16 protein-coding genes and 2 pseudogenes are annotated in these 15,710 nt (G+C 57.6%); 3 read left to right on the top strand and 15 right to left on the bottom strand.

What is annotated here, in order from left to right; genetic code table 11:
* Window positions 1-66 precede the first annotated feature (66 nt).
* Complete coding sequence (locus HMPREF3140_RS19375) at window positions 67-2,217, bottom strand: carbon starvation CstA family protein (RefSeq protein ID WP_016946169.1); 2,151 nt, start codon at window positions 2,215-2,217, stop codon at window positions 67-69.
* A gap of 384 nt (window positions 2,218-2,601) precedes the next feature.
* Between HMPREF3140_RS19375 and HMPREF3140_RS19370 the strand changes: the two genes are divergently transcribed.
* Together HMPREF3140_RS19370 and HMPREF3140_RS19365 are read left to right on the top strand one after the other, a co-directional pair.
* On the top strand, window positions 2,602-3,225 hold the full coding sequence (locus HMPREF3140_RS19370; protein WP_032410727.1) for a hypothetical protein: 624 nt from the start codon (window positions 2,602-2,604) through the stop codon (window positions 3,223-3,225).
* Window positions 3,226-3,352: 127 nt separating this feature from the next.
* Window positions 3,353-4,063, top strand: a complete 711-nt coding sequence (locus HMPREF3140_RS19365; protein WP_002887465.1) for an ascBF operon repressor — start codon at window positions 3,353-3,355, stop codon at window positions 4,061-4,063.
* 74 nt (window positions 4,064-4,137) lie between these two features.
* On the opposite strand, the gene HMPREF3140_RS19360 is transcribed toward HMPREF3140_RS19365, so the two are convergent.
* The 12 genes and pseudogenes from HMPREF3140_RS19360 to HMPREF3140_RS28910 form a co-directional block, all read right to left on the bottom strand.
* Window positions 4,138-4,650, bottom strand: a complete 513-nt coding sequence (locus HMPREF3140_RS19360; RefSeq protein WP_070553068.1) for a 4-hydroxyphenylacetate 3-monooxygenase reductase subunit — start codon at window positions 4,648-4,650, stop codon at window positions 4,138-4,140.
* A 19-nt stretch (window positions 4,651-4,669) separates the two neighbouring features.
* Window positions 4,670-6,232 (bottom strand): 4-hydroxyphenylacetate 3-monooxygenase, oxygenase component, encoded by a 1,563-nt coding sequence (gene hpaB / locus HMPREF3140_RS19355; RefSeq protein ID WP_032410730.1) that lies wholly within the window; start codon window positions 6,230-6,232, stop codon window positions 4,670-4,672.
* Window positions 6,233-6,457: 225 nt separating this feature from the next.
* A complete protein-coding gene (gene hpaA / locus HMPREF3140_RS19350; protein WP_032410732.1) occupies window positions 6,458-7,348 on the bottom strand; it encodes a 4-hydroxyphenylacetate catabolism regulatory protein HpaA in 891 nt (296 codons plus the stop codon).
* A 9-nt stretch (window positions 7,349-7,357) separates the two neighbouring features.
* Entirely contained in the window at window positions 7,358-8,716 is a 1,359-nt protein-coding gene (gene hpaX, locus HMPREF3140_RS19345) for a 4-hydroxyphenylacetate permease (RefSeq protein WP_015959373.1), read from the bottom strand.
* 21 nt (window positions 8,717-8,737) lie between these two features.
* Window positions 8,738-9,535 carry a 4-hydroxy-2-oxoheptanedioate aldolase gene (gene hpaI, locus HMPREF3140_RS19340; protein ID WP_032410735.1) on the bottom strand — a complete coding sequence of 266 codons (798 nt, stop codon included), beginning with the start codon at window positions 9,533-9,535 and terminating at the stop codon, window positions 8,738-8,740.
* 10 nt (window positions 9,536-9,545) lie between these two features.
* Window positions 9,546-10,349: a 2-oxo-hept-4-ene-1,7-dioate hydratase gene (gene hpaH, locus HMPREF3140_RS19335; protein ID WP_002887487.1), complete on the bottom strand. Its 804-nt coding sequence runs from the start codon at window positions 10,347-10,349 to the stop codon at window positions 9,546-9,548.
* Between the two features lie 108 nt (window positions 10,350-10,457).
* On the bottom strand, window positions 10,458-10,838 hold the full coding sequence (locus HMPREF3140_RS19330; protein WP_004151392.1) for a 5-carboxymethyl-2-hydroxymuconate Delta-isomerase: 381 nt from the start codon (window positions 10,836-10,838) through the stop codon (window positions 10,458-10,460).
* A 9-nt stretch (window positions 10,839-10,847) separates the two neighbouring features.
* A complete protein-coding gene (gene hpaD, locus HMPREF3140_RS19325) occupies window positions 10,848-11,705 on the bottom strand; it encodes a 3,4-dihydroxyphenylacetate 2,3-dioxygenase (RefSeq protein ID WP_002887492.1) in 858 nt (285 codons plus the stop codon).
* A 1-nt stretch (window position 11,706) separates the two neighbouring features.
* Entirely contained in the window at window positions 11,707-13,173 is a 1,467-nt protein-coding gene (hpaE, locus tag HMPREF3140_RS19320) for a 5-carboxymethyl-2-hydroxymuconate semialdehyde dehydrogenase (RefSeq protein WP_002887494.1), read from the bottom strand.
* A complete protein-coding gene (locus HMPREF3140_RS19315) occupies window positions 13,170-13,934 on the bottom strand; it encodes a fumarylacetoacetate hydrolase family protein (RefSeq protein ID WP_009309148.1) in 765 nt (254 codons plus the stop codon). The genes hpaE and HMPREF3140_RS19315 overlap by 4 nt, the downstream gene beginning before the upstream one ends.
* Entirely contained in the window at window positions 13,931-14,563 is a 633-nt protein-coding gene (locus HMPREF3140_RS19310; RefSeq protein ID WP_004146085.1) for a fumarylacetoacetate hydrolase family protein, read from the bottom strand. The genes HMPREF3140_RS19315 and HMPREF3140_RS19310 overlap by 4 nt, the downstream gene beginning before the upstream one ends.
* Window positions 14,564-14,620: 57 nt before the next feature.
* Window positions 14,621-14,785 (bottom strand): annotated as a pseudogene (locus HMPREF3140_RS28910) (hypothetical protein).
* Between the two features lie 64 nt (window positions 14,786-14,849).
* Here HMPREF3140_RS28910 and hpaR point away from each other — a divergent pair.
* A complete protein-coding gene (gene hpaR / locus HMPREF3140_RS19300) occupies window positions 14,850-15,290 on the top strand; it encodes a homoprotocatechuate degradation operon regulator HpaR (protein ID WP_002887503.1) in 441 nt (146 codons plus the stop codon).
* A gap of 3 nt (window positions 15,291-15,293) precedes the next feature.
* On the opposite strand, the pseudogene HMPREF3140_RS29335 reads toward hpaR, so the two are convergent.
* Both HMPREF3140_RS29335 and HMPREF3140_RS29330 read right to left on the bottom strand, forming a co-directional pair.
* Window positions 15,294-15,558 (bottom strand): annotated as a pseudogene (locus HMPREF3140_RS29335) (FAD/NAD(P)-binding oxidoreductase); the annotation flags it as partial.
* Window positions 15,501-15,665 (bottom strand): pyridine nucleotide-disulfide oxidoreductase, encoded by a 165-nt coding sequence (locus tag HMPREF3140_RS29330; RefSeq protein ID WP_071703917.1) that lies wholly within the window; start codon window positions 15,663-15,665, stop codon window positions 15,501-15,503. The pseudogene HMPREF3140_RS29335 and the gene HMPREF3140_RS29330, both read right to left, overlap by 58 nt.
* Between the last annotated feature and the right edge of the window lie 45 nt (window positions 15,666-15,710).

Below are 15,710 nucleotides of genomic sequence, written 5' to 3'. Positions count from 1 at the left end.
CATATCCGGCCTACGTTAATGCGCTTTTGGTAGGCCGGATACGCGTAGCGCTATCCGGCATCAGGGTTAATGATGTGACGAGGTCTTCACGCCGCCTTCCGGTACCGGCACATACGGAGTCTCTTTGTCGGTACGCACCTTATTGTTGCGGACATTGAGCCAGGTTTTGATGCCGTAGAAGATGATGCTATACACCACCACCAGGAACAGAATACTCAGGCCGGCGTTGGTGTAGTTGTTGACCACGATATGGTTCATGTTGGCGATCTGCTGCGCGGTCAGCTCGCCGCCGGCGGCAATCTTCTCTTTATACTGCTGAGCCATAAAGAAGAAGCCTTCCATCTGCGGGTTGCTGCTGAACAGCTTCAGGCCCAGCGCCCAGGTGGTGCACAGCAGCAGCCATGCCGCCGGGATAACGGTGACCCAGATATATTTGGTGCGCTGCATCTTGACCAGCACCACGGTGCCAAGCACCAGCGCCACGGCGGCCAGCATCTGGTTAGAGATCCCGAACAGCGGCCACAGGCTCTTCACGCCGCCCAGCGGGTCGACCACGCCCTGATACAGCAGGTAGCCCCACAGCCCGACGCAGCCGGCGGTACCGATAATCCCGGCGACCAGCGAGTCGGTTTTTTTCAGGAACGGCACGAAGTTACCCAACAGATCCTGCAGCATAAAGCGGCCTGCGCGGGTACCCGCATCCAGCGCGGTGAGGATAAACAGCGCTTCAAACAGGATACCGAAGTGGTACCAGAAGCCCATATCCGCCATCGGGATGATTTTATGGAATACGTGGGCGATACCGACGGCCAGCGTCGGCGCGCCGCCAGCGCGGTTCAGTACCGAAGGTTCGCCGATATCTTTCGCCGTCTGCAGGATCTGCTCAGGTGAAATCACAAAGCCCCAGGAGCTGACGGTCGCCGCCGCGTGGACGGTCACTTCTTTCAACTGCACTGCGATCATCGCCGCGTTTTCACCGCCCATTTCATGCAGGTTCGGCATGACGATGCCCAGGCCCGCCGGCGGGGTGTTCATCGCGAAGTAGAGACCCGGTTCGATAATCGAGGCCGCAACCAGCGCCATGACTGCAACAAAGGATTCCATCAGCATCGCGCCGTAGCCAATAAAGCGGGCATCGGTTTCGTTGGCCAGCAGCTTCGGCGTAGTACCGGAGGCGATCAGCGCGTGGAAGCCGGAGACCGCGCCGCAGGCGATGGTGATAAACAGGAACGGGAACAGGGCGCCTTTCCACAGCGGACCTGTACCATCAATGTACTGGGTCACTGCCGGCATTTTCAGGTCCGGGTTGAGGATAACAATCCCCAGCGCCAGGCCGACGATCACGCCGATTTTCAGGAAGGTGGCCAGATAATCGCGCGGCGCCAGAATCAGCCATACCGGCAGCAGCGCGGAAATGAACGCGTAGCCAATCAGGGTAAAGGTGATAGTGGTATCTTTAAAGGTCAACGCCGGGCCCCAGTACGGGTCGTGGGCAATCACGCCGCCGAACCAGATAGAGGCCACCAGCAGCACGATACCGATAACCGACACTTCACCGACGCGGCCTGGGCGCAGGAAGCGCATGTAGATCCCCATAAACAGGGCGATAGGCACCGTCGAGCAGACGGTAAACACGCCCCACGGGCTTTCCGCCAGCGCTTTCACCACGATGAGCGCCAGCACCGCGAGAATGATGATCATAATCAGGAAGCAGCCGAACAGGGCGATAGAGCCCGGAACCGGCCCCATCTCCTGTTTAATCATCTCACCCAGCGAGGCGCCGTTACGCCGCGAGGAGATAAACAGCACCATGAAGTCCTGTACCGCGCCCGCCAGCACCACGCCGGCCAGCAGCCACAGGGTACCCGGCAGATAACCCATTTGCGCGGCCAGTACCGGGCCGACCAGCGGGCCGGCGCCGGCGATCGCGGCAAAGTGGTGGCCAAACAGCACGTAGCGGTTGGTTGGCACATAGTTCAGGCCATCGTTATTAATGACCGCCGGCGTGGAGCGCGTCGGGTCAAGCTTCATCACCTTCTGCGCGATGTACAGGCTGTAATAACGGTAGGCGACGAGGTACACAGAAACCGATGCGACGACGATCCACAGGGCACTGACGTGCTCACCGCGGCGCAGGGCGACGACTGAGAGGCAAAATGCCCCGATGATTCCAAGAATCACCCAGGGTATGTGCTTGAATAGTTTTTTGGTATCCATAGTAAAACCTGGCGTTAATTAGATGAATAATTGGCCGAAGCCGTCTGGTTTTAAGTAAGGGTTGATGGAGGTATTGATTAGCTAGGCTGCCTCCGATCTTGCCAGAACAGCGCGCGCGTAAAGTTGGGTAAATCGGTGAGTGGTTGTATAGGGGGTTAAGCGGTTACTTGCGGGGGTAAGCGGTTAGATATGAGTACGAGAGCGCGTAAATGTGTGATTAAGCTCACATTATTATTCTGCGCATCTCAAAGATATGCTTTCAAACTGAGGATAACGATTTTTATCACCCGCAGATCACTATCTTTATTTCAAGTAGAGGTATTTTGATATTATGCTGACTTTGCCATGTCGTATGGATAGCGTTTAACAAAGGGAATTCGAGTTATGAAATTTGTAAAGATAATGATCATCGCCAGTGCTTTTTACTTAACATATGCTCATGCAAGAGAGATACATCAGGCTGTTGATGAGCCGGCAGCCCCTTATAATTTGCGCTGGGGGATGAGTTACGATGAGGCCAGAAACACGCCTTTATATTCTCTGGAGGTATCAGATATCAATTATGCCGGAAAAGACCCGGATCTGATTATCTCAACGCTGACTCCCCAGGAAGTGGGGGCGTTGAAATATCAGGAGATGAAGCTTTATTTCGATAAGAATAAAGGGCTGAAAAGTGTTTTTGTTAGCGCTGATGTTGATTCCAGTCAGCAGGCCTATAAAGTTGATGATGGCCGGGAAGCACTCGCCTTATATAATGAGGAAGTTAAGGTTCTTGAACGAGAATATGGGCCAGCGACAATCAAAGAAGAGTTCATTGCAGAAAAAGGGAAATTCTATCAAAGTCTTTCCGCCTGCATTGCAAAACAGCAGGAGTGGTATAATAAAAGATTAGATCTGAATAAAATAAAAAATTGTTCAACCTGGCAACGTACTTATAAAAAAGGTCGGGTAACCGTTTTGCTATACATCGAACCGAGACAAGTTTCCAAACATTATATTTATAAATAAATTAAAGGACTTAACGGTGAGAATATATAAGATTTTTTTTAGAAGTATTGCCATGGTCATTATGGTTATGATCCTTTCTGATTGTCGTCAGTCGTATTATATTGCCAGAAATACGGGGCGCAATATAATGACCTTATCCGACCATCAGCGCGCTAAATCGGCGTTAAACGCTAACGATTTAAATGCAGCTCAGGGCTACCTGACGGGAGAAAAATACAATAATCGCTACAGGCCTGTTAGCGGTGAGGAATCCTGGGGAAGTTTACAATATCGGGCGGCGAAAATCGTCGCCAACGCCGCGGCGAACGGTCAAAAAGTGCGTGATGATGCGCTCTATCTCGCTTATATCTCTTTGTTTGAAGCAGAAGAGGGAGTGCCCGAACATCCCGATATTATGTTGGGTTACATGCATAAAGCCATGGCGCTACTGTTAGCGAATCCGCAATTACTCGATAAAATCGATTCTAAAAATGTCAGTACTTTACCCAGCCAGTTTACCCTTGAACGCTATGCTGTATGGCAATATTTATACGATGGCGGCGAGATTGACTGGACCAAAAAAGCGCCTGAAGGTGAAGGTTATACAATTGCTGGTGAAAGCTATCAGACCTGGAATATCAAGTTAAAAAAAGCCATCTGGAATCGGGGAGACGCTTTTTTAACAAATATAGGTAAACAACAATTTATTCATGACGCTATAGATTATTCGCAATTTCCGGTTATTGCCTGTACCGCCAGGCGAAAAGGCTGGCACTTAACATTACCTGCTGACTACCGGGAACAAAATTTCCGCGGCGGTGGACGTTTTGATTGGGCTTCATGTCGCGCTGTTGAATAAGGCTGGCGGGTGAGATGACGCATATTAAGCGCCAGGTTTACGTATCGGGCGATAAGTAAACCTGGGCGCGGATTTTAGACTGCGACTTCCATTTCCATCATCACCGGGTGGAAACGGCGTTTAAAGTAAATCAGGCCGTGCCCTTGCGGGCTCAGGGTAATATTGCGGATCTCCACCAGATACACCAGGTGGGTACCAATGGTTTGCACCTGGCTAATTTCGCCTTCGAGACTGGCCAGCGAACCTTTCAGCACCGGCTGCCCGAGCGCGCCCTGCTGCCAGCCGCTGAGGGCAAACCGCTCTTCCATCGTCACCCCGGTCATCCCGGCGAAATGACGGGCCATGATTTCCTGTTCGTGGCTCAGCACGTTGATGCACAACTTGCCGTTACCCTGAAACACCGGGTTCATCGCGCTGTTGGCGTTGATACAAACCATCACCGATGGCGGCGTATCCGTCACCGAGCATACCGCCGTGGCGGTAATGCCGCAGCGGCCGGCTTCGCCTGCGGTGGTGACAACGTTAACCGCAGCCGACAGGCTGGCCATGGCATCGCGAAAACGCAGGCGTTGTTCATCTAATTGCATTATGACCTCCCGCTGTGAATTACTTCAGCAGCTTATCCAACATGTTGATATCAGCGTTATTGTGCAGATGCGGCACCGTCCAGCCGTTCTGGTCGTACTCGGACAGGCAGCGGTCGACCATCGCCATCATTTTGTCCATATTGCCGGAGCTCTGCGCCTGGCGCAGACACTGCAGGCGAATCTCATCCTGGCTACCGGAGTAGTTGATCTCATACAGTTCATGGCGGCCGCCGAATTCGCTGCCGATGGCGTCCCACATCAGTTTGAGGATCTTGATGCGTTCAACGTGATTCATACCGTTGGAGCCGCGCACGTACTTCGCCAGATACTGATCGATCTGCGGGTTGTTCAGATCGCGGGCGCTGGACGGCAGATAAATCAGGCCGCTGGTGACGTTACGCTCGATGATGTTCTTGATCTTGGCGTAGGCCATCGGCGCCATCACGCGATAGGTCTGCAGCGCGGCGTGATCCGGCAGCCATGCGCCGTTGACCCACGGCGTTGCTTCCGAGCACATGGAATCGCTCAGAGCCCAGAACATGTTGCGCCACGCCACCACTTCGCCAAGGTCGGCCTGCACGCCGCGGAATTCGAGGGTGCCGGTACATTCCAGAGAACGTTTCAGCAGGGCGGTGATAAAGTCGAGTTTTACCGCCAGGCGCACGCAGGCCTGCAGCGGGTACATGCGGGCGAAACCGCCTTCCATGGTCCAGCGGCGGCAGCGGTCAAAGTCGCGATAAATCAGTATGTTCTCCCATGGGATCAGCACCTTATCCATTACCAGAATCGCGTCGTTCTCGTCGAAACGGCTGGAAAGCGGATAGTCGTACGGCGATCCGGTCGCGCCGGCGACCATCTCATAGGAGGCGCGGGAGATAAGCTTGACGCCTTCGGCATCCATCGGCGCGACGAACATCAGCGCGAAGTCCGGGTTCTCGCCCATCACCTGTGCGGAGCCGAAGCCGATCATGTTGTAGTGGGTCAGCGCCGAGTTGGTGGCGACCACTTTCGCGCCGCTGACGATGATCCCCGCATCGGTCTCTTTTTCCAGCTTGATGTAGACATCCTTCACTTCATCAGCCGGCTTGTGGCGGTCAATCGGCGGGTTGACGATAGCGTGGTTAAAGTACAGGCCGGTTTCCTGAATGCGGGTGTACCAGTTGCGGGCGTTCTGCTCGAACTGGCCGTAAAACGCCGGGTTGGCGCCCAGCGCGCAGCCGAAGGCGGCTTTGTAGTCCGGGGTGCGGCCCATCCAGCCGTAGCTTAAGCGCGACCACTCGGCGATGGCGTCGCGCTGCTGGCGCAGATCGTCGGCGCTTTTCGCCACGCGGAAGAATTTATGGGTGTAGCCGCCGCTGCCGGTATCGGTGCCCCAGCACAGGGAATCCTGCATCTCCGGTTTATGCAGCGCATCGTACAGCTGAGCGACGGAGGCCGCGGCATTACGGAAGGCCGGATGCGTGGTGACGTCTTTCACGCGCTCGCCGTAGATATAAATTTCGCGGCCATCCTGCAGGCTTTTTAAATACTCTTCACCGGTTAACGGGCGTTTCGCGTCGGCGCGGAAATCTTCAGGTTTCATAGGGGCCTCTTCAGTATTTATCGGAATAATGATGTTAAATATATGTTTTGTTTTTGTTGTTTAATTGAAGCGGTTATGGCGCTTGTCGTGAAGGGACGTTTGCGACAACGGCGGGTACTTTTCAGGCGGGAGTGAATTTTGTGATCTCTGCAACTTTTACCGGCTGGCGCGGCGCTGACCCGCCCTACGGTCTGTAGCCCAGGCAAGCGCAGCGCCGCCGGGGTATTACGACACCGGTACTTTTTGCGCCCGGTAGCTGCTGGGCGAGCAGCCGATCTGGCGGCTAAAAAAGCGCGCAAAATAGGCGGGGTCTTTAAACCCCAGCTGCCAGGCAATCTCATTGACCGCGCTATCGGAAAACAGCAGCAGGCGCTTCGCCTCGCGCAGCTGACGGTCAAATATCAGCCGCTTCGGCGAACGGTTGGCAAAGCGGCGACAGATGTCGGTCAACCGCGATTCGGTCAGATGCAGCTCCCTGGCGTAATCCGGTACCGTCCAGTGCTGATGGTAGTGGCTGTCGATCATCTGGTTAAAGCGCTGGAATAGCTTCAGCTCGCCGCGCATCCCACTGGCGGCGTGATCGTCGAGCTTTGCGTTACGCAGCAGCAGGGTAAAGACCGCCTGCGCCAGTAGCGCCAGGGTATGCTCCCGCCCCGGCAACTGGGCGGTAGATTCCCGGCGAATCAGCTGCCAGTAGTGGGCCAGCGCCGCCAGCTCGTCGGGTTTATCCGCCAGCGACAGGCAGATCCCCGGCAGGCCGAAGGTCTCCCGCGTGCCGGGATAAAGTACCTCCAGCAGCGGCCAGATCAGCTCCTCATGGACCGTCAACACATGGCCATCGCTATCGGACTCGGTAATAAAGGCGTGCGGTACCGAGGGCGGCGTTATCACAAACAGCGGCGCCTGCACCGAATAGCGATGGTCATCAAGCTGCAGCTCAATCTGTCCGGTATCAAGGTAGTGCATCTGGAAATAGCGGTCGTGGCGATGCGCCTGCATGTCGCGGCCAAAAAAGGCCGCCATGCGGGAGAACGACTGGTAGTGCACCTCTTCGGTACCCAGACTCTCGTCGTAATCTTTATTGATGTCGATGTTGGCGATGGAATGCTGGCACATACCCGCTCCTTAGTGGCCTTTTTGCGCCGCTAATCCCGGCGCGGCGGCGGCGTCCTCACGCTGGCTCATTGGAATGCGGGTAAGCACCAGCGCGCCGACGATCAGTAATCCGGCGACAAACCACAGCCCGGAGCTAAAGCTGCCGGTGGTATCACGCAAAATGCCGATCAACAGCGGGCTGACGGCAGAGCCGACGTTGCCGATAGCGTTGATCACCGCCAACGCCACCGCGCGCGACTGCAGGCTGATCACCCGATCCGGGGTGGTCCAGAAAATGGCCATCGCGGTAAAGGATCCCACCGAAGCCATAATAATGCCGATCAGTTGGATCAGGCTGTGGTGCGTTGCCGAAGCCAGCAGCCAACCCGCCGCGGCGAACAGGTAGGGCAGGATGGTATGCATCTTGCGCTCTTTGCGGCGGTCGGATCGGCGGCTCCACCAGATCATGCCGAAAATAGTGCAGAACTGCGGGATCGCCGCCAGCAGGCCAATCATGATGTTGCTGCTGCCGGTGTTGAAGCTCTGCAGGATCTGCGGCGTCCAGATATTAATGGCGCTGAGGGTATTGGTCAGGCAGAAGTAGGCGAGGGTATACATCAGCACCGCTGGCGTCAGTACTTCGCGCAGCGTGGAACGCGGCGAAGCCGGGACGATCGCCGCATGTTCCCGTTCGCGATCGATCATCGCCATCAGCGCCTGTTTCTCTTCGTTATCCAGCCAGTTGGCTTTATCCGGCGTGTCGTTGAGGAAGAACCAGGTGACGACGCCGAGCACCACCGACGGCAGGCCTTCCAGCAGAAATAGCCATTGCCAGCCTTTCAGGTTCCACAGGCCGTCGAGCGCCAGAATATAGCCGGAAAGTATCGAGCCGAGCATCATGGTCACCGGCATGGCGATCATAAACAGGGCGTTGGCGCGGGCGCGATGGTAGGCCGGGAACCACCAGGTCAGATAGACGAGGATCCCCGGCAGAAAACCAGCCTCGGCGATGCCGACCAGCATGCGCAGGATGTACAGCGTATGCGGGCTGGTGGCGAACATGGTGCAGGTCGAGGCGATCCCCCAGACCACCATGATCCCGGCGATCCAGCGGCGCGCGCCGACTTTCGCCAGCATGATATTGCTGGGGATCCCGCACAGCACGTAGGTGACGTAGAACAGCGTCGCCGCCAGGCCGAACATGGTGGAGGTCAGGCCGAGATCTTTACCCATCGTCAGGCCGGCGAAGCCGATATTAATGCGATCCAAAAATGAGAAAACAAAGAGAACAAACAGGAAGGTAATCAGGCGGCGGAACAGCTTTTTGATCACCCGGTTTTCTACTTCAACGGCTTTATTATCATTGTGTTGCAGGGTAGAGGTAGTCATGTTGCGCTCCACATTATCCGTTCAATAGACGGATTTATTGTTATCGGTTGTGGTGGTTGCGTTGTGGGTAAACCGGGCCGCCAGCGCTTCTGCGCCGCGGGCCAGCAGGGTGGTATCGACGCCGACGGCGACGAACAGCGCGCCCAGTTCGAGATAGCGTTTCGCCAGCTGTTCATTAGCCATCAGGATCCCCGGCGCTTTACCGGCCTGACGGATTTGCTGGATGGCATCTTCAATGGCGGCCTGCACTTCCGGGTGTTGTGGGTTGCCGCCGTGGCCCATATCGGCGCTGAGATCCGCCGGGCCGATAAACACGCCGTCCACCCCGTCGACATCGAGGATCTGCGGCAGATTTTTCAGCGCTTCGCGGGTCTCAATCTGTACCAGGACGCACATGGCGTCATTGGCCCGGTGGATATAATCCGGGACGCGATTCCAGCGTGAGGCGCGGGCCAGCGCGCTGCCGACGCCGCGGATGCCGGCTGGCGGATAGCGGGTGGCTCTGACCGCCAGCCGCGCCTCTTCGGCATTCTGCACCATCGGCACCAGCAGGGTTTGCGCGCCGACATCCAGCAGCTGTTTGATCTGCACCGGATCGTTCCACGACGGACGCACCACCGGCTGGCTGGGGTAGGGCGCAATGGCCTGCAGCTGGGTCAGCACCGTTGGTACATTGTTGGGCGCGTGTTCGCCGTCGATCAGCAGCCAGTCGAAGCCCGCGCCGGCCAGCAGTTCGGCGCTGTAGCTGCTGCACAGCCCCAGCCACAGGCCGATTTGCGGACGCCCGGCCTTGAGCGCCTCTTTAAATGCGTTGTTCATGTTGCTCTCCTCAAACAAAGCGGCAGCTGATGGCGCCCATGTTGCCGTAGTCGACGTGGAAGGTATCGCCCTTGCGCGCCGGGACCGGGCGGGTGAAGGAGCCGCCGAGGATAATCTGTCCGGCTTCGAGCTGGACATCGTACGGCGCCAGCTTGTTGGCCAGCCAGGCCACGCCGTTGGCCGGATGATTGAGTACGCCCGCGGCGACGCCGGTCTCTTCAATTACGCCGTTGCGATACAGCAGGGCGGAGATCCAGCGCAGGTCGAGCTCGTCCGGTTTAATCGGCCGGCCGCCGAGGATCACCCCGGCGTTGGCGGCGTTGTCGGAGATGGTGTCGAACACTTTGCGCGGACGCTGGGTTTCCGGGTCGATGTTGTGGCAGCGCGCGTCGATAAGCTCCAGCGCCGGGATAACGTAGTCGGTGGCGTTGTAGACATCAAACAGCGTACAGTTCGGGCCGCGCAGCGGTTTGGCCAGCACGAAGGCCAGCTCGACTTCGATACGCGGCACGATAAAGCGGTCGGTGGGAATATCGCTGCCGTCGTGAAAGAACATATCGTCGAGCAGCGCGCCGTAGTCCGGCTCGCTGATCTGCGAACTGGCCTGCATCGCTTTAGAGGTCAGGCCGATCTTGTGGCCTTTGAGCACGCGGCCTTCGGCGATCTTCATCTCGACCCACTCGCGCTGGACGGCGTACGCGTCCTCAATGGTGATCGATGGATAATCCAGCGAGATCGCGCGGATCTGTTCACGCTGTTTTTCGGCCTGGTTTAACCGCTGGGCGATCAGGGTTCGGGTCTGTTTATCGAGCATAGTGATTCCTGTGGCATTGTATTGCCGGATGGCGCTTCGCTTATCCGGCCTACAAATTCATGGCCGTTGTAGGCCCGGTAAGCGCAGCGCCACCGGGCAATTTGCACATTATTTAAATAACGCGTGCACGTTGTTTTGTTTGTAGTTCAGCGTCGGGTCGAGCTCTTCCATGGCGAACGACAGCGCCAGATAGCGGCTCTCCATTAGCGTCGCGAAGTGGGATTTGATCAGCGCGAACAGCATATCTCCCACGTCCTGACGGCTCTCCAGGCTGCGCCCGGCGCCGATCTTCAGGGTCATATGCACGAAGGCGTAATCCTGCCTGCCGTCGGCCATCTGCCAGGTATCCAGCCAGTGGGCGCGGCTGCGGATCCCACCGATCGGGAAGATGCCGGTGGCGGCCAGCGCCTCGTTGACTTTGGCGAACAGCCCTGGCAGATCGGCCTGTTCGCGGATGTTGTCGGTACATTCGGCGATAAAATGCGGCATGGGGCCCCCTTACGCCTGCGCCGGCAGCGGGAACACGGCGTTAACCTGGCCGGTACCGGAGCTGGCGAACAGCTCGGTGATAAACTCCACCTTGCCGTCGTATTTATCCCAACCCAGCAGACCGAGCAGCATCACCGTGTCGTGCATGTTGCCTTCGCCGTAGCAGTAGTCGGCATACTCCGGCAGCATGGTGCAGAACTCTTTGAATTTGCCCTCGCGCCACAGTTTCACCACGCGCTCATCCATTTGATGGTCAAATTCGCGGGTGTAGCTGTTCATCCCCTCTTCGGCGCGCTGGTCGTCGATAAAGCGGTGCGACAGCGAACCGCTGGCCAGCACCGCCACGGTGCCGTCGTATTTTTCAATGGCTTTGAGGATCGCTTCGCCCAGCCTGCGGCTGTCGGCAAAATCGTGAACGGTACAGAAGGCGGAAATGGACACCACTTTGAAATGCTTATCGCTGTTCATGTAGCGCATCGGCACCAGGGTGCCGTACTCCAGCTTCAGGCTGGGAATATTGTGCGCTTTGGCACGCACCCCGAGCTTCACCGCCTCGTCGGCGATAAGCTGGCCCAGCTCCGGGTTGCCGTCGTAGTCGTAGGTCATGTCGCGAATGAAATGCGGCAGTTCGTTACTGGTGTAGACGCCCTGAAAATGGTCGGCGCAGTTGATGTGGTAGGCGCTGTTGACCAGCCAGTGGGTATCAAACACGATAATGGTATCGACGCCCATTTCACGGCAGCGCTTGCCAATTTCTTTATGCCCGTCGATCGCGCCCTGACGGCAGCCGTGGTTTTTCCCCGGCAGCTCAGACAGATACATCGACGGCACGTGAGTGATTTTTGCTGCTAACGCTAACTTACCCATATCAGACTCCCCATTTCGGGATCGGATGGTCGCCCATCGAGATGCAGACGTTTTTCATTTCGGCGAACACTTCAAAGCTGTACTCGCCGCCTTCGCGGCCGGTGCCGGAGGCCTTCACGCCGCCGAACGGCTGACGCAGGTCGCGCACGTTCTGGGTGTTGACGAACACCATCCCGGCTTCAATACCGCGCGCCAGACGCAGCACTTTGCTGACGTCCTGGGTCCAGATATACGACGCCAGGCCGTATTCCACATCGTTCGCCAGGCGCAGCCCTTCCGCTTCGTCTTTGAACGGCAGCAGGCAGGCGACCGGGCCAAAAATCTCTTCCTGGGCGACGCGCATACGGTTGTCGACATCCGCCAGCACCGTCGGGCGCAGGAAGTTGCCGGCTTTCAGATGCGCCGGCAGGTCGGACGGTTTATCCGCGCCGCCGGCCAGCAGGGTGGCCCCCTCTTCGATGCCGAGGCGAATGTAGCCGGACACTTTCTCCCAGTGCTGCTGGCTAATCAGCGCGCCGACTTGGGTGTTCGGATCGGTCGGATCGCCTACGCGCAGGCGATTGGCGCGCTCGGCGAAGCGTTTAACGAACTCGGGGTAGATACTCTGCTGAATAAAGATGCGCGAGCCGGCGGTGCAGCGTTCGCCGTTGATCGAGAAGATGGTGAACAGCGCGGCGTCAAGCGCGCGCTCGATATCGGCATCTTCAAAAATCAGCACCGGCGATTTTCCGCCCAGCTCCATGGAGTACTTTTTCAGACCGGCGTTTTTCATGATGTTGCGGCCGGTGGCGGTGCCGCCGGTGAAGGAGACGGCGCGCACATCATGATGGCGCACCAGCGCGTCGCCGGCGGTGGCGCCGTAGCCCTGCACCACATTGAGTACGCCAGCCGGGATCCCGGCTTCCAGCGCCAGCTCGCCCAGACGATCGGCGGTCAGCGGCGACAGCTCGGACATTTTCAGCACCGCGGTATTCCCCAGCGCCAGGCACGGCGCCACCTTCCAGGTGGCGGTCATAAACGGCACGTTCCACGGCGACACCAGCGCGCAGACGCCAACCGGCTGCACGAGGGTGTAGTTCAGCATCTTGTCGTCGACCGGATAGGTCTTGCCGTTCATCTGCTGGCATACTTCGGCGAAAAATTCGAAATTGTGTGAGGCGCGCGGGATCAACACGTTTTTGGTCTGGTGGATCGGCAGGCCGGTATCGGCGGTTTCCATCGCCGCGATCTCCGGGACGTTCTGATCGATCAGATCCCCCAGGCGGCGCATCAGACGCGCGCGCTCTTTCATCGGCAGGTTAGCCCACTTCGGGAAGGCCTCTTTCGCCGCCGCCACCGCCTGGTTGATTTCGGCTTCACCGCCGGAGGCGACTTCCGCCAGTACCTCGCCGGTGGCCGGGTTGGTGGTATGAAAATAGTCTGCGCCGGCAACGTTTTTACCGTTGATCCAATGGTTAATCTTTTTCATGACAGTGTCTCCTCATACGCTTGCTGGCTGATGATATGGTTGACCAGGCGGCCCACGCCCTCGACTTCAACGATCACCTCGTCGCCCGGCACCACATCGGATAGCCCTTTCGGCGTGCCGGTGGCGATCATGTCGCCCGGTTGCAGGGTCATAAATTCGCTTAAATAAGCGATGAGGAACGGGATGCTGAAGATCAGATCGGCGGTGGTGCCCTGCTGGCGCAGCTCGCCGTTGACCCAGGTGCGCAGGGCCAGGTTATGCGGATCCGGGATCGCCTCTTTGCTGACGATCCACGGGCCGATCGGCGTCAGGGTGTCGCGGCTTTTCACCCGCAGGTTCGGGCGGTAGTAGTTTTCCAGATAGTCGCGGATCGCGTAGTCATTGCACACGGTATAGCCGGCGACATAATCCATAGCCTCGGCTTCGCTGACGCGGCGCGCGGTTTTCCCAATCACCACCACCAGTTCGGCTTCGTAGTGCATGTATTCGACGTTATCCGGGCGTACCGACTGCTGCTGGTGGCCAGTAAAGGTGTTCGGCGCTTTGATGAATACCAACGGCTCGGTTGGCGGTTTAAATTCCAGCTCGCTGGCGTGGTCGGCGTAATTCAGCCCCAGCGCGAACAGCGTGCCGTTGGCGGGCGGCAGCCAGCGGAATTCACCTTCTTTTAATACCGTGCCATCGTCCAGGCGCACCTGGTCGCGTTCATCGACCAGCACGTCGCGTACCTGTCCTTGCCATTCAATGCGTGCCTGTTTCATGCCAGCTCTCCTTCTGCGACAACCGGGTTTTCGAGCGCCGGGAAACCGTCGGCGAGAATACGTACCCGGTCGCCGGGGCGCAGCGTGACGCGAGAGTGGGGCGTGCCGATAAGGATCGCGTCGCCGGGATTGAGGGTGGCGAATTCGCTCAAGGCGCTCAGCAGCTGCGCGGCATTACGCTGCAGATCGCCGGTATGCCAGCTATCCGCCTCGCGGCCGTTAATTTCGGTGATGATGGTCAGATCGTCGACGTTGCGTACCGCCGATAGCGTGCCGATGGGACAGAAGCCATCGCGGCACTTGGCTTTGATCGCCGGGCGATAAAAACTCTCTTCCGGCAGACTCACATCGTTAGCCAGCGCGTAGCCAGCGATATAGTTCGCCGCCTCTTCCGCCGCCACTTTACGCGCGGTTTTGCCGACAATCAGCGCCACCGTTGCGCCGCTTTGTACGGTCTCGCCCTGCGGATACGGGATCGCTTCGCCATCGCCAATTACGGTATTGCGCGGCTTGATAAACCAGACCGCGGTTTTCGGCGGCGTCTTGTAGGGGGCCTGTTGAAACGCCTCGCGCCAGGCGTCGAGCTGGCTGCGATGATTGAGCGCAACGGCGAAGATGGTACCTTTCATTCACCACTCCTCTGGGACAGATTTCGGTTCAAAGGGATTTCATTAATATATTAATGATCATCTTTTATGCTTTGCGCTGAGGTTTAGCAACTGGAAGTGAATGTTTTGTGATCGGATTAACACAATATTTACATAACAATTACTTATTTATTGTGAATCAATAAGTTGAATATTTTTCAGGAAAAGACTGGTACTTTTCAGGTGCAGAAACCGGTTGTACATGGCAGGATTAACGCTAATTATTAAGTTATTAATAAGTTTTTGGTGAGGCTGTTGAGGGGATACTATGCATGATTCATTAACCATTGCCTTGTTGCAGGCGCGTGAAGCGGCGATGGCCTACTTTCGACCGATCGTCAAACGGCACAATCTCACCGAACAGCAGTGGCGGATCGTGCGAATTCTCGCCGAACGTCCGTCGATGGACTTTCACGATCTGGCCTTTCGCGCCTGTATCCTGCGCCCCAGTCTGACCGGTATTTTGACGCGTATGGAGCGGGATGGGCTGGTGCTGCGCTTAAAGCCAGTTAACGATCAGCGCAAGCTGTACGTCTCGCTGACGCCTGCCGGAACTGCGCTGTACGAAAGCGCCCAGGCGGAGGTGGAAGAAACCTATCGCCTGCTGGAGGCCCAGTTCACCACGGAAAAGCTGCAGCAACTGACCTCCCTGCTGGAGGAGTTTATTGCGCTTGGCGTCCCTGCCGGGCGCGGCGATGAAGAAGAGTAGCGGTTACGGCTCGGCGCTCAGCCTGGCGAGGGCAATAAGCGTTTCCGCGCGGGCGGGGGACAGCGGCTCTCTCGGCTGCGGCAGCGGCCAGCCATACAGCCAGCGGGCGCTGGGTCAGTTTGGCCTGCAGCCAGTCGTCGGCGGCAGCCACGTCGCCGCAGCGCACATCTTCGCAACGGCACAGCAGGCTCTCCGGCGTCGCCGCGTTTTTCAACGACTCCGCCAGCCGGAAGGTGCGGTTGATGGCCGCGGCGAAGCGCTGCCAGCGCTGCAGCAGAGGATCAGTTTCTGCCAGTAAACCACGCCGCCGCCATCGGCGGTTTCAAACAGCACGCTGTGCGCGGAGGGGCGGGCATTCAGCCGCGCGCCGTTCACCTCCCGGATGGCGGCGATGTCGTTGGGGATTTACTACTGGGGCGC

The sequence above is a fragment of the Klebsiella sp. HMSC16A12 genome (assembly GCF_001808265.1).
Classification (GTDB): Bacteria; Pseudomonadota; Gammaproteobacteria; order Enterobacterales; family Enterobacteriaceae; genus Klebsiella; species Klebsiella pneumoniae.
The sequence above is the reverse complement of the archived record's forward strand: the minus strand, read 5'-3'. Positions and strand labels throughout refer to the sequence as shown.